Source organism: Mucilaginibacter sp. (genome assembly GCF_028288225.1).
Lineage (GTDB): Bacteria > Bacteroidota > Bacteroidia > Sphingobacteriales > Sphingobacteriaceae > Mucilaginibacter.
Window position 1 is genome coordinate 15,209 of the sequence record NZ_JAQBOC010000023.1, and the last position, 26,089, is coordinate 41,297.

The following is a 26,089-nucleotide window of genomic DNA, read 5'->3' on the forward strand; positions in this document are numbered from 1 at the left end:
CACATCCATTGTATCTTTGAGGATGCCTTTTACTTTTGCGCATCCGGCCGTTGTTTTGCCTTTCGGGAAGCTCACCAAAAGCTGGCTCTCAACCACGGGCCTGGTAATTGGCAGCCTGGTGCCCGACTTTGAATATTTTTTGCGCATGCGGCTGGTGAGCAGGTATAGTCATACCTGGCAGGGCCTGGTCTGGTTCGACATTCCTTTGGCCTACATACTGGTAATTTTATACGAAATTTATATTAAGGACAAGCTGATAACGCACCTTCCTTCAGCACTTAACCGGCGACTTTTTTGGTTTATGGGCTTCCGCACCTATTACTCGCTGGGGTATTTTATCGCTATTCTGCTTTCGGTTGCAATAGGGGCCGCGTCGCATATTGTTTGGGATGGGTTTACGCACCCGCAGGGCATGTTTGTGCATGATTTCCCGACGCTGGAGCAGATCATTGATTTTTATGGTCACCGTATTTATGTTTTTCATTTTCTGCAATATGCCAGCACTGTGGCGGGGGCATTAATTATTGCAATGGTTTATTTTACGCTGCCAAAAGGGGAGCTAACCCGGGTCGATAACATTGCGCCCTTTTGGTTGCAGGTAATATTGGTTATGGTGGTAACCGTAGCCATTAAGCTGGCAACCGGCACGCAATTGCATCAGCATGGCGATGTGCTCATCACCGTGATTGACGGCGCACTGCTGGGGCTGATTGTTGCAGCGTTGCTGGGAGATTGATTCAGTTGGCAGTTTTTAGTGGGCAGGGTGGAGTTAGTTGGCAGTTTTCAGTTAGCAGTTGTATGGTGGAGAATGAATTTTTTCCTTACCTCTTTACGCGCAGCGAAGAGAGGTCGACCAGCGCAGCGAAGTCGGGTGAGTCCTCGCCGCCATGCATTGGCGCCAGTGCATTGGCGTTACTATCGCGCGCATATTTACCCACCCGGTCGACGCTTCGCTGGACCTGCCCTCCCTTCGCTGCGCGTAAGGAGGGCGAGGCAAAAAAGTTAGTTGGCAGTTTTCAGTTGGCAGTGGGCAGGTTGAATGGTGGAGAGGAAAAAGCAAAAATAACAAGCGGGTGGGCTTGTGCCTACCCATGACAGATCGTTTCGAGTAGGGGGGCGGGGTGTCACCCTGAGCCCCGTCGAAGGGCGACGTGCGCAGAGGCCTATCCACGTGCTAAGCATGGTGCAGAGGCCTTTGCCCGCATTGCTTCGACTGGGCAGCATGACAGCCTGCGCTTTTCATTTATCCTTTAGAATCCTCGGGATTTAACAACTCAGAATGACATCCACCCCGCGTTCAATGTAAAACATCGTGCTGAAATAAATTCGACATGACATAAAGCAAGCAGCGACTGCTTACCCACATAAATCCTAAAATCTTTACATCCTATAAACGGCGAAGCCCTCTTGAACGCCTTTTAAAAATAAATACTATGTGAAAAATCTTAGTTTATATTTGCACATCAAAAACAACATGCTCCAGATCCAGGAAAACGTATCCCTTAAAAACTTTAACACTTTCGGCGTAGAGGCAAAAGCCAGGTATTTTGTGGAGATAAACCACAAGGATGAGCTTGTTGAACTTTTTATGGATCCGCAATGGAAGCAGATGGAACACCTTGTTTTGGGTGGAGGCAGCAATATGCTGCTGTTAAAGGATTATGAAGGCCTAGTGATCCGCATCAATATCAGGGGGATCGAACACAGGATCAGTCATGAGGATGTGTATGTGGAGGCCGGCGCCGGCGAGGTATGGAACGACCTGGTTAACTTTTGCGTGGCCCGTGAATATGCCGGACTGGAGAACCTGAGCCTGATCCCGGGTTCGGTTGGTGCATCGCCCATCCAGAACATTGGCGCCTATGGCGTGGAGCTGAAGGATGTTTTTTACAGCTGCAATGCTTTCGAGCTGGCAACCGGCACCTTTAAAACCTTCACCAAAGCCGACTGCCGTTTTGAATACCGCGAGAGCATATTTAAAAGCGAGCTGAAGGGACAGTATATAATAGTGTCGGTAAAGTTCCATTTATCGCTTGTGCCCAATTTTAATTTAAAATATGGCGCCATTGAGCTGGAGCTTAAAAACCGGAACATCACATCACCTACCTTAAAAGATGTATCGCAGGTAGTTTCGCACATCCGGGTATCCAAGCTGCCCGATCCGTCAACCATTGGCAATGCGGGGAGTTTCTTCAAAAATCCTATAATCAGCGCTGACCAGTTTAGCGGAATTCAAGCCAAATTTCCGGAAGTAGTTAACTATCCCGCAGGCGATGGCCTGGTTAAACTTGCCGCAGGCTGGCTCATTGAACAGTGCGGATGGAAGGGAAAAGTGGTTGGAAATACCGGAACATGGATGAACCAGGCGCTGGTTTTAGTGAACCATGGCGGGGCCTCCGGAGCGGAAGTGTATGCATTTTCGTCGCAAATCATAGACAGTGTGTACACTAAATTTGGCGTTATGCTACAACGCGAGGTAAATATTATTAGTTAAATATTTTTATCCAAAATAAAATTTCACCCGATTTTCACGCCCGGTTTATAATATTTCTGTTACACTGTGAAGTTATTCAACTTGTTGCCATTGTCATTATATTGTCTTTTAATTTGCTGTTTATCAGGGTATTGAATTTTATCTAAGTGTAATAATTACACCGCTGTTTTTTGCCGCTTAATGCTTGTATGGAGATTAGGTCGGCAGATTTTGTAATTTGTAAATGGCACTATGCTTGCCAAGGTGTTAATACAAAACGTTAACAGTATGACAAAGATTGAGTTTAACACCCTAGTACTACGTCAGGCAACCTCACTAAGGTCTTATGCCTTACATTTTACACATGACGCAGATGATGCTAACGACCTTGTCCAGGATACAATGTTGAAGGCGATAACTTATTACAATAAGTTTAAGGAGGGGACAAATTTAAAGGGGTGGTTATACACAATAATGAAGAATACCTTTATTAACAACTACCGCCGGTTTATAAAAATGAACACTTTTGTTACCAAGAGCGATGAGATCAGCTCACCAAACCTGGTATTTAGTTCAACTAAAAACCAGGGCGAAGCAAAGTTTGTGATGGATGATTTGAAAAAAGCATTAGACAGGCTGCCTGCCGACTATTATGTGCCTTTCACTATGTATTTTGAGGGCCATAAATACCATGAAATTGCCGATCACTTAGTAATCCCCATCGGTACAGTTAAAACCCGCATACACGTTGCCCGTAAGCTATTGAAGAAAAGCTTAAAAGCTTATGATAACGGTGTTGCAAAACCAGTTTACGCTGAAAACTAAATAAAAAATTTCAGTTCCATCTACCTATAAATACCGAGCCTGGATTAATTAATCCGGGCTTTTTTTTTGTTAGCAGATCCTTGTAGTTCAACGCCTTTCAGCTTTAAGCTTTCCCCTTTCACCTCCTTCACCTATCTTTACCCCATGGACCAACTCCCCACATATACAAAATCACAACTTGCCTTGCGGAACGGGCAGGACAAGCCCGAAGTATGGATAGCGTATAAAGGGGTGATCTATGATGTATCGCGCAGCAGGTTATGGCGCAACGGAAAACATTACGAACACTGGGCCGGCCAGGACCTTACCGCCGAGCTTGGCGATGCCCCCCATGATGAATGGGTTTTGCAGAATTTGGATGTAGTGGGAAAGCTTTTTTAATTTCGGATGTTCGATTTCGGAATTGTTTTTTATTCAGCAGGCAATTTTCGGAATTACTAATTATAAATCCGAAATCGAACATGCGATATCCGACATCAAATTATCTCAAACTTCGATAAGCTTACAAATTCCTGCACACGGGCAGCAATTTCTTCCTGTGTAAGGTTAACGATCTTTTCGGTGCCGAATTTTTCAACACAAAACGATGCCAGCGCAGAGCCGAAAATAATAGCGTTCTTCATATTTGCGAAATTTACCGAACCAACTTTTGCCATATAGCCTATAAAGCCCCCTGCAAAGGTGTCGCCCGCGCCTGTTGGGTCAAATACTTCTTCGAGCGGCAGGGCAGGGGCCGCAAAGATTTTTCCTTCGCCAAACAGTAAAGCACCATGCTCACCTTTTTTAATGATAAGGTATTTAGGGCCCATTGTTAAAATCTTATTAGCCGCTTTAACTAAGGAGTATTCGCCCGAGAGCTGGCGTGCCTCAGCATCATTAATGGTTAATACGTCAACCATTTTAATGGTAGCCAGCAGGTCATCCAGTGCAATATCCATCCAGAAGTTCATAGTGTCCATTACAACCAGCTTGGGGCGCTTCTTTAAGCGGTTAATAACCGTTTGCTGTACCTGTGGGGTTAAGTTGCCCAGCATAAGGTATTCACAGTCCTGGTACGATGCAGGGATGATGGGGTCAAAATCAGCCAGCACATTAAGCTCGGTAACCAGCGTATCGCGGGTGTTCATATCATTATGATATTTGCCACTCCAAAAGAATGACTTTTCACCTTTCTTTATTTGCAGGCCTTCTGTATTAATAGTATGATTGTTAAAATCTTTAATAAAGCTCTGCGGGAAGTCATCGCCAACCACGGCAACAATTTTTACCTTATCATAAAAATAAGAAGCTGCTAAACTTGCAAAAGTGGCGGCGCCGCCAACAATTTTATCTGTTTTGCCAAAGGGCGTTTCAATAGCATCAAATGCAACGGTACCAATAACCAGTAAACTCATGAAATAGTAATTAAAAGTTTTTGCAAATATTATGAAATTAAGCCGCAATTATCCCAATTTAATGTATGAACTGAAATTTAAAAGGCTTTAACTCAGTCACTAATTTGTTGAAGTAAATAAATTTTAATTTTTTTTTAAAGAGTTGTTGCGTAATTAAGCGGGAAATGATACTTTTGCACACTCCAAACCGGAAAATGATTCCTGAGTAGCTCAGCTGGTTAGAGCATCTGACTGTTAATCAGAGGGTCGCTGGTTCGAGCCCAGCCTCAGGAGCAAAGCCCCACATGTCTGTGGGGCTTTTTTATTTAATTTTTAGCTATTCCCGGATCGCTCAAATTCATTAATGTGCAATTCAAAACCGAACGGCCGGATGTTCGCTTTTATTACAATTTTCATAATATGTAAACTCTAATTTTCTATTTGTCAATATATTAGTAATTTGGAACAGCGATTGAGACAGTTAATTTAGTTGAATGCATATACTTTCCATATAACCCTTTACGGCCTGGCCTTCCTGGGGACGATATTTATCGGGCTCACTACTGCCGTTTTTTTATGGTTCACTAAAAAAACCAACCGGGCCGCAAACCGGTTTTTAGCCCTGGCATTGGTTATGATTGTTTTGTGGATAACCAGGGTATTGGGCATCGACATTGGACTGTCGGCCTACTTTGCCAATTGGAGCCGCATGCCGCTGCAATTTTCGCTTGCGCTTGGCCCCCTGATCTATTTTTATGTGCTTAAAATGACCCGGCCGGAATATAAACTCCGGTGGAAGGATCTGCTGCATTTTAGTCCGTTACTGCTGGAATTGGGTGCCCAGGCATTGGAAGTTAGGGATAGTATAAAAACCGGCGCGGCTACTTATGAAACGCCGATCTTTCAGCAACTGAACCCGGTATTGCAATTGCTGGCGTTTGTTTCGGTTATAATTTATCTTTACCTGTCTCAGAGGCTGATAACGCACTTTTATCAACGGTTAAAATTTAACGGGGGCGACCGGTACCGGTACGAATTGCGATGGCTGCGTAATTTATTGATAGGTTTCGGCCTGTTATGGCTGTTATGGATCCCCTTTACAGCCATAGATTATTTTTATTACCATAGCCGGTTAGGCATACATGCTTATTATCCTTTGTATCTTCTTTTAGCAGTAATGATGATCTGGATAGCGGCTACGGCTTTTTTAAGGCCGGAAGTTGGCGTATCACCTAATCCGGTTCCTTCATTAAAGCTATCCCCACCGGCTGAGTTGAAGCAAAAGGGTATTTGGCTGAAAAAAGTTGTCAAAGCCAACTTGTATTACCAGGACCCAGAACTGAGTTTAGTTGCACTTGCTGAAAAGCTGGAGCTTACTACCCATGAATTATCCCGTATAATAAATACAGTACTTAAAAAAAGCTTCAATGATTTCATAAATGAATATCGCGTGGCGGAGGTGATCAAAAGAATGCAGAATCCGTCTTACGACGGAATAACGCTGCTGGGTATTGCGTATGATTCCGGGTTCAACTCGAAAAGCACCTTTAATCTCATTTTTAAGAAAATGACGGGCAAAACGCCGGTTGAATATAAAACTGACCTTAGAAAAGAGTTCCTATCTTATAACTTAGGACGTCAACATCGGTTTGCGGCGGTAATTTCGAATCATAAAACCACCTCAAAGTGGCCTTTTGAGAATTTAAACCGCAATTTTATGCTTAGAAATTACTTAAAAATAGCCCTTCGCAACCTGTCGAAACAAAAGACACTATCTTTCATCAACATATTTGGATTATCTGTTGGGATTGCTTGTTTCAACTTATTCATGTTGTATGCCATCAATGAATTTAGTTTTGATGGTTTCCATAAAAATGCAAATAACACCTACCTTGTTTTGGACGAAAATGGAAAGCAAAACCTAAAAGCACTTCAAGGAGTCATTTACACCCCGATGCCCCTGGGGCCTGCGATGAAACAGGAGTTACCGGGAATAGAGAATTATGTTCGTTATATTCAGCCATATGAAACATTCGTAAAAATCAAAAATGAGGTGAGACGGGAAAATATCGCCTATGCCGACTCCCCGTTCTTCAATATTTTTTCGTTCAAATTTAAATACGGTAATGCCAAATCGGCTATCAGTGGTTTGCACAGCATGGTATTAACTGAAGAAACTGCTGAAAGGCTATTTGGTAAAACAAATGCCATTGGCGAATCATTCCAGGTAAAGATCGGGGATGTGTTTGAAACCTTTATAGTTACAGCAATAGCGGAAAACCCGCCATCCAATTCTTCCTTCCAATACAGCATGCTTATCAACTTTGATTGTGTTGCAAACACTATGGCCGGAAAAATTGGCGCCCATGACTGGTGGATGAATACGTTTGTGACCCTGGTTCAGCTAAAGCCCGGAAGCACATTAGCGAATGACAATAAATCGCTGGCTAATTTCTGGCACAGGCATTTTCCCGGTGCAGGTTCAGGCGGGTATTACCTGGTGCCAATAAAGGATGTGCACACCAGTCCGGCACTGGTGGGCGTTGCGATTCCACCTGTCGACCCAAAATCAATTTGGATGTTATTGAGTATCGCTGCCGGTGTTTTATTGATCGCCTGTATCAATTTCACAACGCTTTCCATAGGCCGCTCAGCAGGCCGCGCAAAAGAAGTCGGCATCAGGAAGGTTATTGGCGGGACCAGAAAGGCTTTGGTAGTTCAGTTTTTGACAGAATCATTATTGCTTGCTTTTTTTTCGACGTTGATAGGCCTGGCACTTGTATACCTGCTTTTGCCTTACTTCAACCAATTGTCCGGAAGGGAGCTGAGTTTCTCTTTCGCGCAATTCCCGCAGTTAACCGGCCTCATTGCCGGCTTAGTGCTGGTTGTTGGCCTGCTCTCCGGATGCTACCCTGCTTTGGTATTGTCAGGCTTTAATACGGCGGACGTGTTGAAGGCTAAAATCAAGTTAGGCGGCGCCAATTTTTTTACAAAGGCATTGGTCACTTTTCAGTTTGTTCTTTCGGCCGCACTTATTATTTCTGCGATAGTTATCATGCAGCAATTACATTACATGGAATCAAGAAACCCTGGTTTTGATAAAGAGAATGTGCTTGTTGTGGAGACATTAGGCGTGCCGGATACGAAACACTTATTCCCGATCTTCAAACAGGAGCTTTCCAGGCATCCCGGCATTTCGGGTTTGGCCAGCGCCGACAATGGTCTCGGCGAGCATGAAGGGACGGGTTTCACAGGCTTTAGTTACCAGGGCAAGTCTATAAATACAAAACAATTTCATATTGATCCCGACTACATTCCCACGCTGGGGATGCACTTGCTTGCAGGAAGAAATTTCGACCGGGCAATTGCTTCAGATACCGTGAACGCTGTCATCATTAATGAATCCATGATGAACGAATTGGGATGGAAGCCCGAAAACTGCACCGGCCGCCAATTGGAAGGCTATGGTAACCATGGCTTTAAAAACCCGACGGTGATAGGCGTTGTCCGCGATTTTAACTATGAGGCCCTTACTGGTCGTGTACAACCGGCGTTGTTTCATCAGTTTGTTAGAGGCGGGGAAAGTCGCAATATTTTTTATGTGCGCCTGCAGCCAGGCAATCCTTCAAAAGCTTTGGCGGTGATACATTCCGCATGGAAAAAAATTGCTCCCGATTATCCGTTAAAATATAATTTTCTCGACGAAGATATTAACCGCTTCTATAAAGCGGAAACAAGGTTGAGCAATATTATTGGCTGGGCGGGCGGGATTGCCATTTTTCTGGCATGCCTTGGCCTGCTGGGGCTCTCAGCGCTTGCGGTTGTCAACCGCACCAAAGAGATCGGTATCCGCAAAGTGTTGGGAGCATCGGTTTCAACTATCATCAGCCTTATTTCAAAGGATTTTTTAAGGCTTGTTATCGTGGCTTTCGTCATAGCAACACCAATAACATGGTGGTTAATGCATAAATGGCTGCAGGGATACGCATACAGGATAGACATTGAATGGTGGGTTTTTGGCATAGCCTGCGTAGCAATTATATGTGTAGCGTTGCTGACCATATGTTTCCAGGCGATCAAAGCAGCGATAGCTAAACCGGTGAAAAGTTTACGTATGGAGTGATTGCTTTGTCCTGAAATAGGTTTACATTTTAGGCAACTCAGAAACCGAAAAGTGCTGATTATAAATAAATTACGGCGACGCGGCCAAAAGTGTAAATTTCATATTGTTTGAACAGGCGGAGGCGGATGCTTGGCTGGGCGGATGCTGCATACTAGTACCAGGTTGAGGTATTTTTAATTAGTATTCGCGCTATAAAACAGTACATTTGATGACCAAAAAAGTGTTAATCTAAAAATCTAAATTAACGCAAATAGAAAAAGACAGTTTAAAAAACTTTAAATGTTTTGATGAACTTGAAATTGAATTAGGGAAAATTACTTTATTAACTGGCGCAAACAGCAGAGGTAAAAGTTCATTGATATACAGCCTATTAGGCACTCTTCAGTCAGGCGGATAATCAATAATGCAGGCTAGTTTATTCGGCGGGAAGGGGGCGGCCGGTCAGCGGGCCACAGGGCTGGCGCCTGTGCGGCAGAGGAAAAACGCTTGCAATGGTAGCGCCGGATACCGCCAGGATATGTACAGTTGAGACAGAAAAAAGGTGTAGATTTGAAGAACTAAACTTTATAAAATGACGAGACTTGTTCATAATCCTTCGAAATTAGACACTCTGCAAAGCCAGATTAGATTGTTAACACATCAATTGGATAGTTTAAATAAAATCACTGCAAAGAATACTGTAAGCTCCGAATATTTTCACGATATTTTAACCAGTCAGGTTACGGTGTTTGTTGGCATATTAACTGTAATAGCGGCATTAATTGCATTGGTGTCATGGCAATTAATTACAAATAGATTTCAGCGTATGACAGAACAAGTAAGATTGGAACTCTTAGAACAAATTCAATTGCACGAAACTTCGGTGAGTCTGTTAAGTTCTGAATTCAGAACAGTCTCGGCATATAACAACGACGTATTGAAGAAACAAAATAACGAAATCAAGAGAACTGTTTACACTGTACTTATATCTAGTAAAATGTGGGACTACGCTTTATATTGGGGGCTTCAATCTATATTGTCATATCAAGAAATAAAACGCAACGATAGGGCTATTAATTTTATCAATAATATGATTATGAACTACAGTGACAAATCATTAAACACTTCTTATTACACAGGTAAAAACCAGGCAGTATTACATAACTGTTTTATCGCGATTAGGAAAAATGGCGATCAGGCAATGCAGACCTCTGTAGATAATCTAAAAGATATAATATTCAAAAAAATATATGCTGAAGGTTTAGAAAAGTAAAAAGTCCAATTTCAGAGTGCCAGCGCGTACTAGGTGGGGGAACGCTTGTGGTAGCTGGACCTGTGCGGCAGCAAGGAAGTCGCTTGCGGAATACATAGTAGAAACAGCCTGTCCAAGCGGCACGCTTGGACACACAAAAATTTAAGCGGGACGCTTAAATTAAAAACCATTGCTATTTTTTAAATAAAAGCCCATATTTATTTCATGTCACGCAACGCCTCAACCGACGAACTTTATTTTGCAACCTTAACCGTAGTAGACTGGATTAGCTATTTTCACCAGGCGGTTATTGATCAGAAGATCGGTTATATTCATAAAAATCCGGTAAGGGCGGGATTTGTGGGTGCGGCACATGAATATTGGTATAGCAGTGCCAATCCGGAAAGCCCGTTGAAGATTATTTATTAATTTGAATTTAAGCGGGATGCTTAAATTGTTGGCATTCAAGCAAAATGCAGGAACGGGCAGAGGGCTGTATTATTTATTTATTTTAACAACCAAACCCTCAATATAAATTGATCCTGGAGGTAATATCTCAACAAATTTTCCATCAGTAGATAGTTCAATTAACCTTGATCGGTGAAGACTTCTTAGTGTATTTAGAAAGTAGGCTTTATTTTTGTATTCTATCCAACGAAATAGGTCATCAATGTTCGTCTGAGTAGAATCGACACCTATCAATAATAATATTTGATCTTTTAGAGAAGTAGAAGGATTTAATACTCTTTTAACGTCGCCTATGGTCCATACTAATGGCATTTTTCGACTGGAAATACTGTCTACCATGCTTTGTGCTTGGCTTACTGGAATATTATGCAGTACCCTAATTAACTCTCCCATAACCCAACTACACATTGAGGTGACTGCTTGAGCATCCATTAAATTGGGATCAACATCACCACCAACATGCCCCACATTTCTATTATTTCTTATTTCATATAGAGCAGGCAGCATTCTTGGAATTAAAATTTGAAAACTTCTCGGAACGCCCGCATTGTTTTCAAGTTTCTTACATGCATCTACAAAATTCGATGGTTTAAATGGGCTTGATTCATATGTCCCTTTTGCATATCCATCTAAGATTGTGAAAACAATTTCACAAAATTTTCCGCCACTGAGTTCTGAAGCGGTCCATCTCCTTTCCAGATAGTGTTGCAAGATGTTATTGTATTCTTTTACCAGCGGAAGTCTAAGGCCGTCGGGAATTATTGAAAGAATGGAGTTTATATTCATTATTTGATTCCCAAACTTTCTATTCCTTCAACTGTGACAAAAAACTCATTTCCATCCTTTTCGCAAAGCCCCTTTTTAACATTACCATTTAAACAATCACTCGGGTTTCCAAGTTTAGATTGATTCGACTTTTTTAGTGCTGCAACAATATCTCCAGTTGCCAATCTGTCTTTCCCACCGATTTGTATATATGCTGCAGTCGCAAGGAATTTTTTCACTTGATTTGTAGTTGCTCCTTTGTCTTTTAACCAGGTTGCCAAATTGGACGTTTTAAAAGATGAGTTTGTTTTCGACGCGTCTAATTTATCTCCAATAGCATCGTTAGTTTCCTTGCCGGGAGTGGCGAGTTCAATTTTCAATAATTCTGGCACTTTCGCTATAATTTTGTCAAGTTGCAGTGCCAACCAATCTTGATCGCCCTCACCGGAAAATTCTACAATTCCCACTTTTATTTGAATTTTTGAGTTGCTCATTTATTTAATATTAGACTAATGTTTTAATGTATTGAATACCACTGTCAGATACTCTAAAATTCTTTCCTGAAAGCTTGAAAATCCTCTTAGTAGATTCATTCGATTTATTGAAAGCATTTGCATTACTTAGCTTCACCCCTTGGTCAATTAATAAATTTGAAGCTTCCGGTATCGTAAAAAAATTGCCATTGTTATGCGACTGCACATAGAAACTGGAGACAAGTAGCTTATCAACGTTGCTTAATGTTCTGGGGAACCTGTTAAGGTATTCTCCAAAAGAATCAGGTAAAGCACTATCATTTGAGACCTTATCATTATTTAATGGTTCGGTATTTTTTAATAAGTCATTATTGGAAGCGTTTTTTGTTTTTTGTGGCCCCTTAATTATATCTAAATATTCGCTTATATAAGTTCCGAATGTTTCATTAATATATTTTGCTTCACCATGAACTTCAAACTCCCTTGTTTCCAAGTTAATTCTTATTTTAATTTGATTATTTTCCATTTTTAGTTTTGATTATTCATAGCATCCAATATTTGCTCGGCTTCTTTCATGCCAGGTACGGTTATTATCACATTTGTATATTTTCCATTACCATCAAGTAAAAACCATTTTTTGTTCTTTTTTAAATAGGCCGAAAAATGGCCAGCATCTAATTCACCATGCATTTCACAAAAGTTTCTTAAATCAACAGAGGAGACTTTTTCAACTAAGGATATCTTAAATTTTATATATAAATACACGAGTAATAATTTTAACATTTTAGCACCTGTAGAATTACCTGGTATTTTTGTTAGAATTTGAACTTTATCTCCATTAATGGCGATTACATTTTTATACTTTGCTAAAATACTATCTGATTCTTTCATCTCTTCAAAGTCAGCATATTCATTGCTCGTTTTTAACAAGGGAGTTCTTTCTACATCATTGAACGTTATAGCATTTAACGTTTCCTTTGCAATAAGTCCTTGCTTAATATTCTCAGCAAAAAAGTCTATGATATTTTTATTAAATTGAACTTGTTCTTTTACGAAATCTACAGGCCCTGAAATTTCAAGTTCAGAGGTGCTAATCCGAAAGCTTGCGTGATTTAAATTTATTTCCATAAATTATGTATGTTTTTTAATATTACGCATACCCAACAACCATGCCAATCGCATTCTTGATGTTTTTGTCAGTATTTTACTGACAAAATTTCATAGTTGACATTGTATCAGCTATTTAAATAAAAATTTTGCTTTTCCAAAAAAAGGACCATTTAATAATTATTTTGTCTTTATTAAATTAATATTCTGTGCGTAATGAAAATACAACTGCTTGTTTATTAAATTATTTATACATTGTAATTTATTGATAATAAGATATATAGATTATGTTTTTAAATTAATTATTAATAAAATTTATTTTACATCAATTAAAATACACAAAAAATAAACTCATATATTATTTATTATCAAATATTTATATTAAAAAATTAATTAATTAAGATAGTTCTTAAATAACAATTATCATTTAATTAAATGTTTGGAAATATTTAATTCTAAAATGAATTTACATATCAATGGCGTTTATACCTTCTCCATGAAATGAATAGCCTGCAGGGACAATCTTGAAAACTTGGCCCGTTTTATCAGCAAGCTGACATCTCAATGAAGTAAGCCCCCACCCACATTCTGGAGTATGCAGCACTCAGGCCTAGGGAGGTGGGTACTCGTGATACCGCTAACAGGTAGCCCGCCCAACCGTCTTACACCCCTATTCCTTCGCCGTCCGTAGGTACCATGTCTACAGATTCGCCAGCTTTTACAGATGCAAACCTGGTAACAAAAGCAAATAACATAAAAAAGGCTGCCTGAAATATTAATACAGGACAGCCTCTTTAGTTTTGTTTATTTTTTGTGAATATCAGTGTCAAAAGCTTAAGCCGGGATTCGCCTTTTTTGGCTTGGAACTTAAGACTTTCGGCACAGCACCAAACGTCAATTTATGAGTAACATCACATTAATGACCCGTAGTATTATAAAAAAATTGGTCATTAACAATTTTCCCATCCCTAACTTCAAACACACACAACTCATTCATTACATTTCTGCCGTGTTCTTTATAAGTTGCGTCAACGTTCATCGTGCAGGCAAAAAAGTTATCACTTACCAGGGGGTTGGAAATAGCAACGCTGTGCAATTGTTCAACTGAATCGAACCAACGATTTGTGCTTTCTAAAACAGCCTGCTTACCAACTGTTTTTCCCGCCATCGGCGAACCCTCGGGTTCAATGCTAACGATGTTATCGTCGTACAATTCATTAATAGCCTCAACATTTTTGCCTTCCCGGCACAGCTGTACAAGCCTGCTTGCAACTTGCTGTGCATTCATTGTTTCAACTTGAGTACTCATAATTTTAAAAATTAAAGGTTAATTAATCAATTAATTACTAGTTAAAACAACAGCATTTATATTTAATGGTTTCCCCGGGTTGATTAAATTTTTGTTAAAAAATAATTTGCCTATCTGGTGCGGATAACGGGTGCTTTCCACCTCGCAGCATCCCGCAAAATTAATTTGCACGCGCAGCGTTTGCTGTCCCGAAACAAGTTCGGGACAGGCTGTTCCTTATAATGACGTAATTGTAAATTATTGATAACCAATACTATTTTCACCCGTCATTGACGGGCGATAAGTTATTTTTCGTCCCCTCTAGCGCGAATGACGGGCGGACAAGCGCGCAATCGCTTCTCGTGATTTAGGACGAAAATTAATGTATAACAGTTTAACTCAGCAAGTTTTGTAGCCGAATACCGTAAACCTAAAGCAGGATTAATCGCTAAAAGTGTAAACCCTTGTCAGTACGAGACAGCTAAAAGTGTGTAAAAAATCTCCCAATTATAAGGCAATCAATTGGTAATCAAAACGTTCCGATGATATAATGAAAAATAGAATTTATGCCATCTGATTATCAATGTGTTAACCGTTGGATAAAATAAAAATAGTTGATAATCAGCATGTTCCACTTTGTTCCAGGCGTTCCGTGTGAAAAATGGAACGCTTGCAGCCCCCTAGAGCAAAATACCGGCAGATCCACAGCGTTTTTTTTATTCATTTAACCCAAAATCGTACGCCCCAATGCCCGCTTCCGTTACAGCGTACATATTTTGCTCAATATACTTTTTTATAAATCAATTAGTTATAAGTTTGGAACAGCTATTGCGTTTAAATATTTCAATTGAACACTTATACTTTCCATATCAACGCCTTCGGCCTGCCTTTCCTTGCGACGATCTTTATCGCGCTCACTTTTACCCTGCTGTTATGGTTCACCAAAAGGATCAACCGGACCGCAAACCGATTTCTTGGCCTGGCAATGGTTACGATTGTTTTGTGGATAGCCAGGATATTGGGCATCGACATCGGGCTGTCAACTTACATCAATAATTGGAGCTGGCTGCCGCTGCAATTTTCGCTTGCGCTTGGCCCCCTGATCTATTTTTATGTGCTTAAAATGACCCGGCCGGAATATAAACTCCGGTGGCAGGATCTGCTGCATTTTAGTCCGTTGCTGCTTGAATTAAGTGCCCAGGCATTGGAAGTTAGGGATAGTATAAAAACCGGCGCAGCTACTTATGAAACGCCGACCTTTCGGCAACTGAACCCCGTATTACATTTACTCGCATTTATTTCGGTCATAATTTATCTTTACCTGTCTCACAGGCTGATAACGCGCTTTTACCAACGGCTAAAATTTAACGGGGGTGACCGGTACCGGTACAAGTTGCGGTGGCTGCATAACTTACTTATAGGTTTCTGCTTGTTATGGCTGTTATGGATACCCTTCACAGCTGTAGATTATTTTTATTACAATTACCAATTAAGTATACATGCTTATTATCCTTTATATCTTCTTTTAGCGGTAATAACCATCTGGATGGGGGCCGTGGCTTTTCTAAGGCAGGAGGCTGGCGTGCTGGTCGAAACCCCTCTGTTTTTAAAGCCGCAGCTTCCCGCGGATATGAAGCAAAAAAGTACATTGCTGAAGAAAGCCGTGAAAGCCGGCCTGTATTACCAGGACCCGGAACTAAGTTTAAACTCATTGGCTGAAAAGCTTGAGCTAACTACCCATGACTTATCCCGGATCATCAATACGGTGCTCAAAAAAAGCTTCAACGATTTCATCAATGAATACCGTGTTGCGGATGTCGTTCAGAAAATGCAGGACCCTGCTTTTGACCATATCACCCTGCTGGGTATTGCTTTTGAATCGGGATTCAATTCCCAAAGCACCTTTAACCGCATTTTCAGGCAAATGACCGGTAAAAGCCCGCTGGAATATAAAAATGACCTGAAAAAAGAGTACCCATCTTATAATTTGGGCAGCCATTCCCAATTTGCGCCGGTAATATTGCATCGTGAAACTACTCCCAAGTGGTCGAAGGAGAAATTAAATCGCAACGATATGTTTAAAAATTATTTCAAAATAGCACGTCGCAACCTGGTACGCAATAAAAGCTATACCGCTATTAATGTTACCGGCCTCGCTGTCGGTATTGCTGTTTGTATGGTGATCTTTATCATTATACAATATCAAACCAGCTTCGATACTTTCCACGCAAAGAAAGACCGCATCTATCGTGTGCTGACCGAATATCATAACTCAAATGCGGCAACTATTTCTTATGCGAAAAACGTTCCCTTTCGGCTACCCACAGGATTGAAAACAGCTTTTCCGCAAATAGAACAACTGGCTCCTGTTTATGCCAGCCACAATGACGAGTTACAAGTTCTTGACGGTAATGGAACTCCTGTAAAGAATTTTAAAGAGCGGAGCGGTGTATTTTACACGTCGCCTTCATTCTTCAAAATGTTTAATTTTCCGCTGCTGGAAGGCTCGTACGAGTCATTAAGAGATCCTAACAATGTGTTGCTTACCAAAGAGATCGCTGAAAAATATTTCGGCGACTGGAAAACAGCAGTGGGTAAAACCATTAAAATAACAGGATATTACAGCATAGGCGCAGGATTATTTCAGTTCCCGCCAAATGCGCTGAAGGTTTCGGGCATCCTCGCGACAATACCTGCAAATACAGATTTTCAGCTAAAATTGGTGGTGGCCTATGGAACAGATTTTACAGGAGATAAAGAATACGGATTTGCACAACCCAATTTGGACGGAACAGCACCCGATTTTGGCTGTTATGTTTTGTTGCCACGGAATGTTTCTGCCAGCAATTTTAATGATCAATTAAGTACATACGCCAAAAAAACGCAATCGCCAGACAGAAAGGACAGTTATATCATACAACCATTAAGTGATGTGCATTATGATGGAGAAGCCGGCAACTACAGCAATAAAACAATCAGTCATGAGCTGCTGAATGTATTGTGGCTCATCGCTGCATTCATCCTGCTAATTGCCTGCGTAAACTTTGTCAACCTGTCTACCGCCCAAGCAGTTAATCGTGCAAAAGAAGTTGGCGTACGCAAAGTCTTGGGCAGCAGTAAATCTCAACTGCAGATCCAGTTTATCGTCGAAACATTCCTGATCGTTACAAGCGCGGTTATACTTGCAACCGGTATTACCATGCTTGCCATGTCGTCCGTAAATAAACTTTTAGAGCTTTCTCTTTCGTTCAACTTATTCAGCGATCCGGCAATCATTTTATTCCTGTTGGCGATAACCGTAATCGTAACTGCGCTCGCGGGGTTTTATCCATCTATTATTTTATCCCGCTTCAATCCAGTTAATGCTTTAAAAAGTAAACTCACCTCAAATACACAAGGAATTTCATTAAGAAGGGGATTAGTCGTGTTTCAATTCATCATTGCACAAGCGCTCATCATCGGCACGCTCGTCATTGTAAAGCAAATGGATTATTTTATGGATCAACCCCTGGGCTTTGATAAAGATGCAATTGTAAACGTTGCTTACCGTCCGGACAAAGCACAGGACTATATAAAGCAAAAGTTACTGGCAATAAACGGTGTGCAGGCGGTAAGCTTCACATCTAACACCCCGGTGGAAGATGCTAACAATATGTTTACCAAATTGAAATTTGACCACGCAGTAAAAGATGCAGATTTCCAGGCCATTACAAAATTCGCCGATGAAGGCTACGTACCGACTTATAAATTACAATTGGTAGCCGGAAGAAATTTGCAACCTTCCGGCTGGACAAGAGAGTTTTTAGTGAACGAATCATTCGTAAAAAGCTTAGGACTTAAAAAACCGGAAGATATACTGGGCAAAGAAGTAAGCATACTTGGAGGACAGATAAAATGCCCTGTTGTTGGTGTAGTGAAAGATTTTAATGACCGGTCTCTTCGCAATGAGCTGGCACCATTGCTTATTGCCACAAACAACACCATGTATCGCCAGGCTTCTATTAAACTTTCTATGACAAACATTTCTTCTACGATGCAGTCAATTGAAAAAATATGGAAGCAAACATTTCCCGATTATGTTTATGAATACCAGTTTTTAGATGATAAAATTGCTACTTTTTATAAACAGGAGAGCCAGTTAGCCGCTTTGTACAAAATTTTTGCAGCCATCGCCATATTCCTCAGCTGCCTTGGCTTGTATGGTTTAGCCTCATTTATGGCCGTACAGCGAATAAAAGAAGTTGGTATTCGTAAAGTATTGGGCGCCAGTGCTGGCAATATCGTTTACTTGTTTTCAAAAGAATTTATCATACTCATTGCTATTGCCTTTATGATTGCTACACCCATTGCATGGTATTACATGCACCAGTGGCTACAAGATTATGTTTATCGCATCAAGATCAGCTGGTGGTTATTTGCTGCAGGCGGACTTGCTGCAACAATTATTGCACTTGCAACGATAAGTTTCCAGGCAATAAAAGCAGCAAGAGCAAACCCGGTGAAGAGCCTGAGGAGTGAATAACAGTTTGCCGGAGCATTAACATGAGATTTGGGATTTAGTTGAAACGCAATAAAGATGCTTTCCGGGTTGAAATGCAGGATGGATTCATGTCCAAATCGGTATCAGAGGGAATTAACCCGGTGCATAATGTTATATCTACCTCAATTCATTCAAAACGCGAATTTGAGCAGTGAAATAAGAAGAGAACTTATAGCAATACACATTAAGATAGCAAAATGTTTTTACTATTTGATAAGAAGTTATACGGAGGTTTTGGTATTTCAACCTGCTCTTTTTGTCAGCGAAATTTTCAAAAATACCATTGTGAATTTTTTTTTAATATTTAGTTGAGTACTACAATAATAAAATTCGCCTCGCAGATGCAGGCCATAGGCAAAATTTTTAGAGATAACTCAGCCACCATTTTTGCTTATTGGCCTGTTTATAAGCATCATAACGTTTGCATAAAGGATATAATGCAACCACAATGCCTATCCATAAAAGATAGGCAACCGGCAATGAAAATCCATAACCTTTAAGATCTGTGGTAAACCATATAGGCTTTGTAAGTATCCAAATTTTCCAGTCCTGGCCCGGCAATATTGCGGATGCGATCATTGCTACCAAATGAATCACGTAAATATGGACGAGATAATAAAACATAGGCACGCGGCCATACACGGAAACAACTTTTACTGCCGCACCTTTTAATTTTTCAGTAAATGAAAGAAATAGACAGGCAGTACCCAGTGTCATTAAAAGATATAATAAGGATGTCGGATACTTGTTTACTTTAATAAATGACAGGAAAGTAAAAAAAGCATTTTTTTGTACGCTCCATTTTACCGGGTCGCCGTACACGTTACTGTAACGTAACACGATAAACGAAATAATAGCAAAAGTACCGAGTATCAATAAATTTCTTTGTCTTTTTTCAGGGTTGTAGCCTGCCGCGTACCATGCTCCAAGACAATAGCCTAATGGCATTACGCCAATCCAGGGAACAAGGGGATAGCCTACTAAAAGAATTTCTTTATGCCAGGTAAAAAACTGTTGTTCATGCAGCAATGACCAGCCAAACGCCTCCAGCGAATTGCCTGCTATGTGAACGTTGTCTAAAAGGTTATGGCCCGCTATAATTATAATGCAAACAACAAGGATCCATTTTTTGGGTAAATGAACTAACGCAGCCAGCACTATCATACTTATTCCTAACGCCCATATCGTAATAAACAAAAACATGGGGAATGTAATATTGAAATTCCAGCCAAAATTCGTTACAATCATTTCGAGAAAAACAAGCCATAGTCCCCGTTTTAAAAGGAATAATGATAGTTCTTTTTTTGTTTTCTTTTGCCCGATAAGATAAGCAGAGGTTCCGGCAAGCAGCATAAATATTGGTGCACAAAAATGAGTGATCCATCTTGTAAAAAATAATATGCCACTTGTTTTTGTAAGATCAAGCGGATCATACAGAAATGAGCCTGCATATAAATAATCCCTTACATGGTCAAGCGCCATGATTATCATGATGGTGCCACGAAGAAAATCAATAGATCTTATCCTATTCGTAGTAATTGTGTTCATTAAAGGTTTTGTCGAATATAACAGTATTTTTTGATAATTAAATTTTGATTGATTTTCATCAATTGCCTTAGGTGCAAAATCTCACATTATCCTTTTGCTGAATTTTTATCCCGACTACAATAACAGTAAATTAGAAATCTAAGGAAGCAAAAAAAGTCCCTTTTTATTTTTATCCAAATGAGAGTTAAGACAGCTTAATCTTTTCTTTTTACAGTAATCATTTCATCAACCAATATTGGGTTGTGATTTATCACCAATTTGCCTTTTAAATTACTTTGTATGCTTTTAACCAAATTTCCATTAACAGTAAACTCATAAACTGCATTGGCTTTTAATTGATGCAATACATAGGTAATGGGTTTAGATGCATTTTGCTGCCACTCAATTTTGTCCGCATCCCAGTTTTTTATTGAGATAGTTAAATGCCCTGCAGATGTAGCCTGTAAGGACGCGTTAGGGCTGTTTCCGTTGAAATATGATAATTGGTTTTTTGTTGTATTAAAGCCAAAGCTTGTATTAGCTGTTATTTTAAATATATTATCAGATACCGAATAACTGCTGCTGTCCAGGTTTATAGTTAAATGTTTACCTCTAAAATTATAATTTAAAACAGTGCCGGCCAGATCGGGTGTGATGTGAGGGTCAAGGTAAAAGCGGTTATAAAGTGGGTTTATTCCGTAAACGGCCTGATATAACCCTACAATAGCCAGACTATTTCCTGATAATATGTCATCACCTAGTCCATCTTGCTTTATCCTACCATAGCGCTGAAATGCGAGGCCATCTTTGCTGTATTGTTCCAGTACGTTCTTCACATATTTAATTGCAAGTGCAGGATTGTAACTTGCATAAGCCGCTACCCCAACAGATCCCCATGATAAAAACAAGTCGCCATTTTCATAACGAGGAAAAGGAAACTGGTATCCCAACCCTTCATCAGGCTCGTAACCCGACATACACAGGGGCCAGAAAAAGAGGTGTTCCTTTTCCATTTGTGCTTCAATATTGTCCAGTATAATTTTTCTTCGTGCAGCATTATCACAAATTCCATAAGCAATAGCCATAAAATTTACCGGGGTAACCATATTCCGGCCGTGCATGGTTTGGTCTTTATCGCGCCAATAATCATAACATCCCTTTTCTTCGTCCCAAAAACCGCCGTCTTTGGTAGGTTTGTTAAAGCTTGCTTTTAGTTTGGCTGCAAAGGCTGTATAATAATTTGCTTTAGCGGCATTATTTAACTGGCGTTCAATTATAGCCCATTTTACCAGGGCATGATATAATTTTGCATTTACAAATGCATTTTCATACGATGCCCATATAATATCAATCCAATCACTGCTCTTTTTTTCAGTGTGATTATCATTCATCATTTCAACAAGACCATTGCCATTGCTATCCCTTTTAAGAATCCAGTTTAACGCTTTTTCACAAGATAGCTGATGACTCCTGACCCAATTTTTATCGCCTGTCATATCATACAACTCTGCAATATTGGTAACCAGATCCGGGTTTGAATCCATGAGAATGCCCCATTGCGCCTCGTAAAAGCCATACTTATTATACTGACCAGGCATTGCATCTTCATTGGTATATGCCCAGCGCGGATATACCCGCCCGTCGGGTTTTATGGCATGGTCACGGTAATAGTCCAGGCAGGTTTGATCGCCTTTTAAATATTTGGAGTCATTGATAGCCAGGCCAAGCTGAGCAATATACTGTTCATGCAGGCAGATAGGGCCATAAGGCGTATGCCAGCTGTTTCCACCAAAATGGAGAGAATCAATTACTCCGATCCTGGCAATAGTGTTTAATACAGCATTTACTTTGGCGCCATCAACTCCTTTAAAATCACCCCTTCCGTATTTTTGTTTAAAATCAAAATAACTAAGCGTTATGCTTTGCGTGCTGATTCCAGCGGGAATGGTGTACGGCGCCCACACATCTGTTCTTCCTCTTACAAACCGCCTTCTGTTAGTGCCGCTATCCAGCTTTGGCAACAATTCTTTGTCAGATATGCTTACGGTATAAGCCAGCTTGTTTTCATTCGTCCGGGAATATTTCATGGCAACGTTTTTACCGGGGGCGCTCACCGTAATATTTAACCCATTGCCATTTTTACTGTTCCAAAAATCGGACGAAGTTGTGTGAACACCATAAGTACACAATTTTTCATTAAACAAATAGAACCACGCCAGTCCGCCATAACCCTGGTAAGCGCCTTCCCAAATATTGATGTTATCAAAATTAAAAAAAGGCAATGCGGCTTCCTCAACATTTACTGGTTTGGAACAGCTTCTTTCCAAAGTCCATTTTATAGATTTACCGGTGATAATAAATATCCAGTTTTCCTCGATCGTCAGGTTTTTATCGCCATACCTTATTCCTGTTAGTTTTATTATATTACCGGTTTTTGTCAATACCGGGATGCCTTTTAGATGCAGTGATGAATAGCTAATGCCATCTATTTTTACAGAAGTAAATATACCATCTGCGCTGCTGATCACTTTTTGTCCGTTAACAATAAGCGAGGCAATACTGGCCCCATTACCATAATTGAGCAATAGGATAATCTTTGCGTTGCTGATAGTAGCTGTTTTAGCTATACCGGCAGTCGGTAAAAAGATAAACAAACAGTAAATGAGCGTAATATAAAATACTTTTAGAAACATGAGTTGAGTTATAATAGTGAACTACGGACTTGTTATACCAACAAATAACCTATTTTTATCGCAAACAGACAAGCCAATTAAAATCCGCCGTACTCAAATAGATTGTAATTTTTAAGGCATGGATTATTCTTTAAAAGCATTAAAAGGCTCCTTCGCAAAATCGGATGGCAGTACGATTATTAAAATCTATCCTAAAGAAAATGCTTTTAATTTGGATTTATCTGATTCTAACAACTTAAAGTATTAGCTCTATCTCATAAAACCTGACTGTTAGACTGTTATTATCATTGGATAATCCATTTTTTCAAAGAATGATCATAACTTATCTTATAGTACTTTGCAGGATACGCTGTTATTATGGAAAAATTAGTCCGGGTAGAAAAAATTTTCAAATAAATCGAGTCAACTAGTGGAAGATCAATTGTTGCATGGCCAGGTAATTTTTCCTCTTTCCAATTAATTTTGTCGATTGACGATGAAAAATAGACAGCTGATGTTTCATAATTTCTAATAAAGCAATGAGTATTAAGATACGATGTTGGAACTTGGGCCGGTTGATTTTGTGAAAATGCAAAATTACATGCCAATACTATTATCGATAATATAAATATTAATTTTTTCATGGTGTTTGATTGTTACTACGTTCATGATTTTCAGTTTTCCCTAAAAGATAGCCGGCGATAGTACCTAAAAGTCCTAACGCGGGCGAGATTTGAGTGTCATATCCTGCTGTAATGAGAAACAGTGTGCCGGTTATGATTAGAGTCACTATCACAAATTTGATAGCATTATTGGAATCTATTTTATTTGTTTTAATCAAATAAACTTCTAGAAATATAGTTATAATTCCAAAAGCAAGGACAAGTATCGATAAATCAGATTCTAAGTTAGTAATAAAATGATTGCCGGAACCTTGATTGTCATCTTTTGGCGCAGGATTAAGGTGTTGAGCAAATAAGGAGAATTGTGAGCAAATAAGAATAGCTGCAAAAGCAAATTTGATAAGTTTAAGTTTTGTTAAATCTTTCATATCCTACAATAATTTCAACACATAACCTAAGCAAACTATGTTTAAATGTATTGATTTACTAAGGAATATACAAATAAAAAGACACCGTTTTTTCACCGTACTTTAAAGGTATTTTCGCTGTATTCGTAAACTTGTCTACAGTTTCCAACTTTTACAAATCTGTGGATATTCTCATTATTTGATTTGTTGAGATGAGGAGTAAAAATTCTTATTTAATTAATTGTTTTTACGCTTGCAAATCCCGGTTTATTGATCTAACTTTCCTTATAATTAATTTATTTTACATCCTTCATTTTTAGTATACCGGTCAATCGCCAATTTTGCAAACTTTCTACCCCGCAGCTTACAAAAATTAAAAAGAAAAAGCGCCGGTTACCGAAAAGGGGATAGCATAGCCGTTAAACTAAATTTTAAAAGAATGAGAAATGAAGTGAATCAAAGCGAACCAAGTTCCCGGTTGAAGGATTGGTTAAGCGCTCGTCAAAGCCAACTAAAAGTGACCAAGACGACTAAGACCCCCGGTGGAAAAATATTGGATTGGGTTCCAATAGAGAGTCAAACCAAAGAAAGGATAGCAACGCCACCACCCGTTAATTTAAATTATGCTGTAGAGGTGGATGAGAAAAAACCGACGAAACCTGTTGGTTTTGATATTGGCGAATCTGGCCCTGAAGGGCACGTGCCTGTTTTGCGCCCGGATTTGTCAAGAGTGTCCGAAACAATAGCTATAGATGACCGTTCCACTAAGCGTGGAGGATTGGGAGTTAATAAAAACCGGACAAATTATAAACCTACTGACCCCAACCCCGCAGGGTATTTTCATGCCTCAAGTTCCCAGTGGGCGAATATATATGGTTGCGAGGCCCGGTTAAACGTTTGGGATCCGCGTATTGATATACCGTCTTCGCCAGGTGACGATCATTCCATATCACAAACGTGGTTACAGAACTATCAGACACCACAGGTGCAGTCTATTGAAGCGGGCCTGACAGTTGATACCGGCCTGAATGGTGATTCGGATAACCATCTTTTTACCTATTATACTACGGATGGTTACACAAAGGATGGCAATAATTTGGGCGGTTATAATCGTATGTACCAGGGTTGGATACAATATCATGCTTCTATTTATCCGGGTATTGCATTTAACGGGAGTAGTGTAAGAGGCGGCGCGCAACTTGAGCTCGGAATTAAATTTCAGCTTTACCAGGGAAACTGGTGGTTTGGTGTTAACTACAACGGATCGAACTCATGGATATGGATTGGTTATTATCCGGGCAGTTTGTTTAACAACGGCCTTAATGACCATGCCCAATGGGTTAGTTTTGGAGGTGAGGTTTATTCGGCACTCCCAAACCCTTGCAATACCACCGACCAAATGGGTAGTGGCACACAAGCTGCAGGAGGTTACGACGTAGCTGCTTATCAAAGAAACCTTCGCAATCAGTCTGATTCAGCTGGAACAACGGTCAACTTTAACGGTATTGCTGAAGTAGATGCCGCCGCAAGCAATTGTTCGGTAAATAATTACACGATTATGTGCTATATGGACAGCGGATCGAGCTGGGGAAGTTATCAATATTATGGAGGGCCATCGCATGCTCGTCTAAGAATACCTACAGAGGGTATATGGCAATGGGTTGATTACGGAACTATGGTAGATGATGGGGTACATCCATGGAATCCTGATTTTCGTAACCTCCTGACCGGAATTGTCATGGCAGACCTCGCCAAATATTCCAGCCAGTCTCTGCAAAAGGAATTTTTGGAGCTTGCTGCAAAACAAATTTCTATTTCTGCAAAAGGTATAACTGATCAAATGACTGCTTTTTCAAAACAACAGGAAAACGGCGCAGCAGTTTTTTCGGAAAACCTGGAAGAACATGAAGAACATGATTTGGTAGAAGCCTAATATTTCCCTCACTATCGGGCCAGGTTAAAACCTGTGCCCGGTATTAGCGTATAAATAATCCCTTACATGGTCAAACGCCATAATGATCATAATGGTGCCATGAAGAAAATAAATAGATATTATCCTATTCTTAGTAATTGTGTTCATTAAAGGTTTTGTGGAATATAATAGTATATCAAATGGTGCAATAAGAAATGCCAATCTTAATGACCCGCGTATTAAAGACCATTGATGAAAATATACTGCTTTTATAGGCATTTT

The 26,089-nt window shown here is 40.0% G+C and carries 22 protein-coding genes and 1 tRNA gene; 12 read left to right on the forward strand and 11 right to left on the reverse strand.

The window, feature by feature from the left end:
* Positions 1–22: 22 nt before the first annotated feature.
* The 5 genes from JWQ54_RS07285 (at position 23) to JWQ54_RS07305 (ending at position 3,679) form a co-directional block, all read left to right on the forward strand.
* Positions 23–736 (forward strand): DUF4184 family protein, encoded by a 714-nt coding sequence (locus tag JWQ54_RS07285; protein WP_299582347.1) that lies wholly within the window; start codon positions 23–25, stop codon positions 734–736.
* Positions 737–741: 5 nt separating this feature from the next.
* Positions 742–1,095 carry a hypothetical protein gene (locus JWQ54_RS07290; RefSeq protein WP_299582350.1) on the forward strand — a complete coding sequence of 118 codons (354 nt, stop codon included), beginning with the start codon at positions 742–744 and terminating at the stop codon, positions 1,093–1,095.
* Between the two features lie 379 nt (positions 1,096–1,474).
* Positions 1,475–2,494, forward strand: a complete 1,020-nt coding sequence (gene murB, locus JWQ54_RS07295) for a UDP-N-acetylmuramate dehydrogenase (protein WP_299582472.1) — start codon at positions 1,475–1,477, stop codon at positions 2,492–2,494.
* Between the two features lie 267 nt (positions 2,495–2,761).
* Positions 2,762–3,298 carry a sigma-70 family RNA polymerase sigma factor gene (locus tag JWQ54_RS07300; protein ID WP_299582352.1) on the forward strand — a complete coding sequence of 179 codons (537 nt, stop codon included), beginning with the start codon at positions 2,762–2,764 and terminating at the stop codon, positions 3,296–3,298.
* A gap of 144 nt (positions 3,299–3,442) precedes the next feature.
* A complete protein-coding gene (locus JWQ54_RS07305) occupies positions 3,443–3,679 on the forward strand; it encodes a cytochrome b5 domain-containing protein (RefSeq protein WP_299582355.1) in 237 nt (78 codons plus the stop codon).
* A gap of 95 nt (positions 3,680–3,774) precedes the next feature.
* Here the strand turns inward: JWQ54_RS07305 and JWQ54_RS07310 are convergent, their stop codons facing one another.
* On the reverse strand, positions 3,775–4,692 hold the full coding sequence (locus JWQ54_RS07310) for a PfkB family carbohydrate kinase (RefSeq protein WP_299582358.1): 918 nt from the start codon (positions 4,690–4,692) through the stop codon (positions 3,775–3,777).
* A gap of 199 nt (positions 4,693–4,891) precedes the next feature.
* Between JWQ54_RS07310 and JWQ54_RS07315 the strand changes: the two genes are divergently transcribed.
* The 5 genes from JWQ54_RS07315 (at position 4,892) to JWQ54_RS07330 (ending at position 10,454) form a co-directional block, all read left to right on the forward strand.
* Positions 4,892–4,965: transfer RNA gene (locus tag JWQ54_RS07315), tRNA-Asn, on the forward strand.
* Positions 4,966–5,161: 196 nt separating this feature from the next.
* A complete protein-coding gene (locus tag JWQ54_RS07320) occupies positions 5,162–8,794 on the forward strand; it encodes an FtsX-like permease family protein (RefSeq protein ID WP_299582361.1) in 3,633 nt (1,210 codons plus the stop codon).
* 250 nt (positions 8,795–9,044) lie between these two features.
* Complete coding sequence (locus JWQ54_RS29160; protein WP_367187090.1) at positions 9,045–9,191, forward strand: AAA family ATPase; 147 nt, start codon at positions 9,045–9,047, stop codon at positions 9,189–9,191.
* Positions 9,192–9,365: 174 nt separating this feature from the next.
* Positions 9,366–10,046, forward strand: a complete 681-nt coding sequence (locus JWQ54_RS07325) for a hypothetical protein (protein WP_299582364.1) — start codon at positions 9,366–9,368, stop codon at positions 10,044–10,046.
* Between the two features lie 204 nt (positions 10,047–10,250).
* Positions 10,251–10,454: a hypothetical protein gene (locus JWQ54_RS07330; RefSeq protein WP_299582367.1), complete on the forward strand. Its 204-nt coding sequence runs from the start codon at positions 10,251–10,253 to the stop codon at positions 10,452–10,454.
* A gap of 69 nt (positions 10,455–10,523) precedes the next feature.
* On the opposite strand, the gene JWQ54_RS07335 is transcribed toward JWQ54_RS07330, so the two are convergent.
* The 5 genes from JWQ54_RS07335 to JWQ54_RS07355 form a co-directional block, all read right to left on the reverse strand.
* Entirely contained in the window at positions 10,524–11,279 is a 756-nt protein-coding gene (locus tag JWQ54_RS07335) for a hypothetical protein (RefSeq protein ID WP_299582370.1), read from the reverse strand.
* A complete protein-coding gene (locus JWQ54_RS07340) occupies positions 11,279–11,752 on the reverse strand; it encodes a hypothetical protein (RefSeq protein ID WP_299582373.1) in 474 nt (157 codons plus the stop codon). Before JWQ54_RS07340 ends, JWQ54_RS07335 begins: the two co-directional genes overlap by 1 nt.
* A 10-nt stretch (positions 11,753–11,762) precedes the next feature.
* Positions 11,763–12,257 (reverse strand): hypothetical protein, encoded by a 495-nt coding sequence (locus tag JWQ54_RS07345; RefSeq protein WP_299582376.1) that lies wholly within the window; start codon positions 12,255–12,257, stop codon positions 11,763–11,765.
* A gap of 2 nt (positions 12,258–12,259) precedes the next feature.
* Positions 12,260–12,859 carry a hypothetical protein gene (locus tag JWQ54_RS07350; RefSeq protein WP_299582379.1) on the reverse strand — a complete coding sequence of 200 codons (600 nt, stop codon included), beginning with the start codon at positions 12,857–12,859 and terminating at the stop codon, positions 12,260–12,262.
* 895 nt (positions 12,860–13,754) lie between these two features.
* Complete coding sequence (locus JWQ54_RS07355; protein ID WP_299582381.1) at positions 13,755–14,147, reverse strand: nuclear transport factor 2 family protein; 393 nt, start codon at positions 14,145–14,147, stop codon at positions 13,755–13,757.
* A gap of 826 nt (positions 14,148–14,973) precedes the next feature.
* Between JWQ54_RS07355 and JWQ54_RS07360 the strand changes: the two genes are divergently transcribed.
* Complete coding sequence (locus tag JWQ54_RS07360; RefSeq protein ID WP_299582384.1) at positions 14,974–18,648, forward strand: ABC transporter permease; 3,675 nt, start codon at positions 14,974–14,976, stop codon at positions 18,646–18,648.
* A gap of 381 nt (positions 18,649–19,029) precedes the next feature.
* On the opposite strand, the gene JWQ54_RS07365 is transcribed toward JWQ54_RS07360, so the two are convergent.
* The 4 genes from JWQ54_RS07365 to JWQ54_RS07380 form a co-directional block, all read right to left on the reverse strand.
* Positions 19,030–20,214: a heparan-alpha-glucosaminide N-acetyltransferase domain-containing protein gene (locus JWQ54_RS07365; protein WP_299582387.1), complete on the reverse strand. Its 1,185-nt coding sequence runs from the start codon at positions 20,212–20,214 to the stop codon at positions 19,030–19,032.
* 194 nt (positions 20,215–20,408) lie between these two features.
* On the reverse strand, positions 20,409–22,886 hold the full coding sequence (locus JWQ54_RS07370) for a hypothetical protein (protein ID WP_299582389.1): 2,478 nt from the start codon (positions 22,884–22,886) through the stop codon (positions 20,409–20,411).
* 284 nt (positions 22,887–23,170) lie between these two features.
* Positions 23,171–23,509 (reverse strand): hypothetical protein, encoded by a 339-nt coding sequence (locus JWQ54_RS07375; RefSeq protein WP_299582392.1) that lies wholly within the window; start codon positions 23,507–23,509, stop codon positions 23,171–23,173.
* Positions 23,506–23,916: a hypothetical protein gene (locus JWQ54_RS07380; protein ID WP_299582395.1), complete on the reverse strand. Its 411-nt coding sequence runs from the start codon at positions 23,914–23,916 to the stop codon at positions 23,506–23,508. Before JWQ54_RS07380 ends, JWQ54_RS07375 begins: the two co-directional genes overlap by 4 nt.
* Before the next feature lie 418 nt (positions 23,917–24,334).
* Between JWQ54_RS07380 and JWQ54_RS07385 the strand changes: the two genes are divergently transcribed.
* Complete coding sequence (locus JWQ54_RS07385; protein WP_299582398.1) at positions 24,335–25,828, forward strand: neprosin family prolyl endopeptidase; 1,494 nt, start codon at positions 24,335–24,337, stop codon at positions 25,826–25,828.
* A gap of 24 nt (positions 25,829–25,852) precedes the next feature.
* Here JWQ54_RS07385 and JWQ54_RS07390 read toward each other — a convergent pair whose 3' ends face one another.
* Positions 25,853–25,975: a hypothetical protein gene (locus JWQ54_RS07390; RefSeq protein ID WP_299582400.1), complete on the reverse strand. Its 123-nt coding sequence runs from the start codon at positions 25,973–25,975 to the stop codon at positions 25,853–25,855.
* Positions 25,976–26,089 lie beyond the last annotated feature (114 nt).

What these genes read in the sequence shown, in the direction of transcription:
- JWQ54_RS07285 (WP_299582347.1), top strand. Translation starts at nt 23, where the DNA reads ATGCCTTTTACTTTTGCGCATCCGGCCGTTGTTTTGCCTTTCGGGAAG.
- murB (WP_299582472.1), top strand. Translation starts at nt 1,475, where the DNA reads ATGCTCCAGATCCAGGAAAACGTATCCCTTAAAAACTTTAACACTTTC.
- JWQ54_RS07300 (WP_299582352.1), top strand. Translation starts at nt 2,762, where the DNA reads ATGACAAAGATTGAGTTTAACACCCTAGTACTACGTCAGGCAACCTCA.
- JWQ54_RS07305 (WP_299582355.1), top strand. Translation starts at nt 3,443, where the DNA reads ATGGACCAACTCCCCACATATACAAAATCACAACTTGCCTTGCGGAAC.
- JWQ54_RS07310 (WP_299582358.1), bottom strand. Translation starts at nt 4,692, where the DNA reads ATGAGTTTACTGGTTATTGGTACCGTTGCATTTGATGCTATTGAAACG.
- JWQ54_RS07325 (WP_299582364.1), top strand. Translation starts at nt 9,366, where the DNA reads ATGACGAGACTTGTTCATAATCCTTCGAAATTAGACACTCTGCAAAGC.
- JWQ54_RS07330 (WP_299582367.1), top strand. Translation starts at nt 10,251, where the DNA reads ATGTCACGCAACGCCTCAACCGACGAACTTTATTTTGCAACCTTAACC.
- JWQ54_RS07335 (WP_299582370.1), bottom strand. Translation starts at nt 11,279, where the DNA reads ATGAATATAAACTCCATTCTTTCAATAATTCCCGACGGCCTTAGACTT.
- JWQ54_RS07340 (WP_299582373.1), bottom strand. Translation starts at nt 11,752, where the DNA reads ATGAGCAACTCAAAAATTCAAATAAAAGTGGGAATTGTAGAATTTTCC.
- JWQ54_RS07345 (WP_299582376.1), bottom strand. Translation starts at nt 12,257, where the DNA reads ATGGAAAATAATCAAATTAAAATAAGAATTAACTTGGAAACAAGGGAG.
- JWQ54_RS07350 (WP_299582379.1), bottom strand. Translation starts at nt 12,859, where the DNA reads ATGGAAATAAATTTAAATCACGCAAGCTTTCGGATTAGCACCTCTGAA.
- JWQ54_RS07355 (WP_299582381.1), bottom strand. Translation starts at nt 14,147, where the DNA reads ATGAGTACTCAAGTTGAAACAATGAATGCACAGCAAGTTGCAAGCAGG.
- JWQ54_RS07365 (WP_299582387.1), bottom strand. Translation starts at nt 20,214, where the DNA reads ATGAACACAATTACTACGAATAGGATAAGATCTATTGATTTTCTTCGT.
- JWQ54_RS07370 (WP_299582389.1), bottom strand. Translation starts at nt 22,886, where the DNA reads ATGTTTCTAAAAGTATTTTATATTACGCTCATTTACTGTTTGTTTATC.
- JWQ54_RS07375 (WP_299582392.1), bottom strand. Translation starts at nt 23,509, where the DNA reads ATGAAAAAATTAATATTTATATTATCGATAATAGTATTGGCATGTAAT.
- JWQ54_RS07380 (WP_299582395.1), bottom strand. Translation starts at nt 23,916, where the DNA reads ATGAAAGATTTAACAAAACTTAAACTTATCAAATTTGCTTTTGCAGCT.
- JWQ54_RS07385 (WP_299582398.1), top strand. Translation starts at nt 24,335, where the DNA reads ATGAGAAATGAAGTGAATCAAAGCGAACCAAGTTCCCGGTTGAAGGAT.
- JWQ54_RS07390 (WP_299582400.1), bottom strand. Translation starts at nt 25,975, where the DNA reads ATGAACACAATTACTAAGAATAGGATAATATCTATTTATTTTCTTCAT.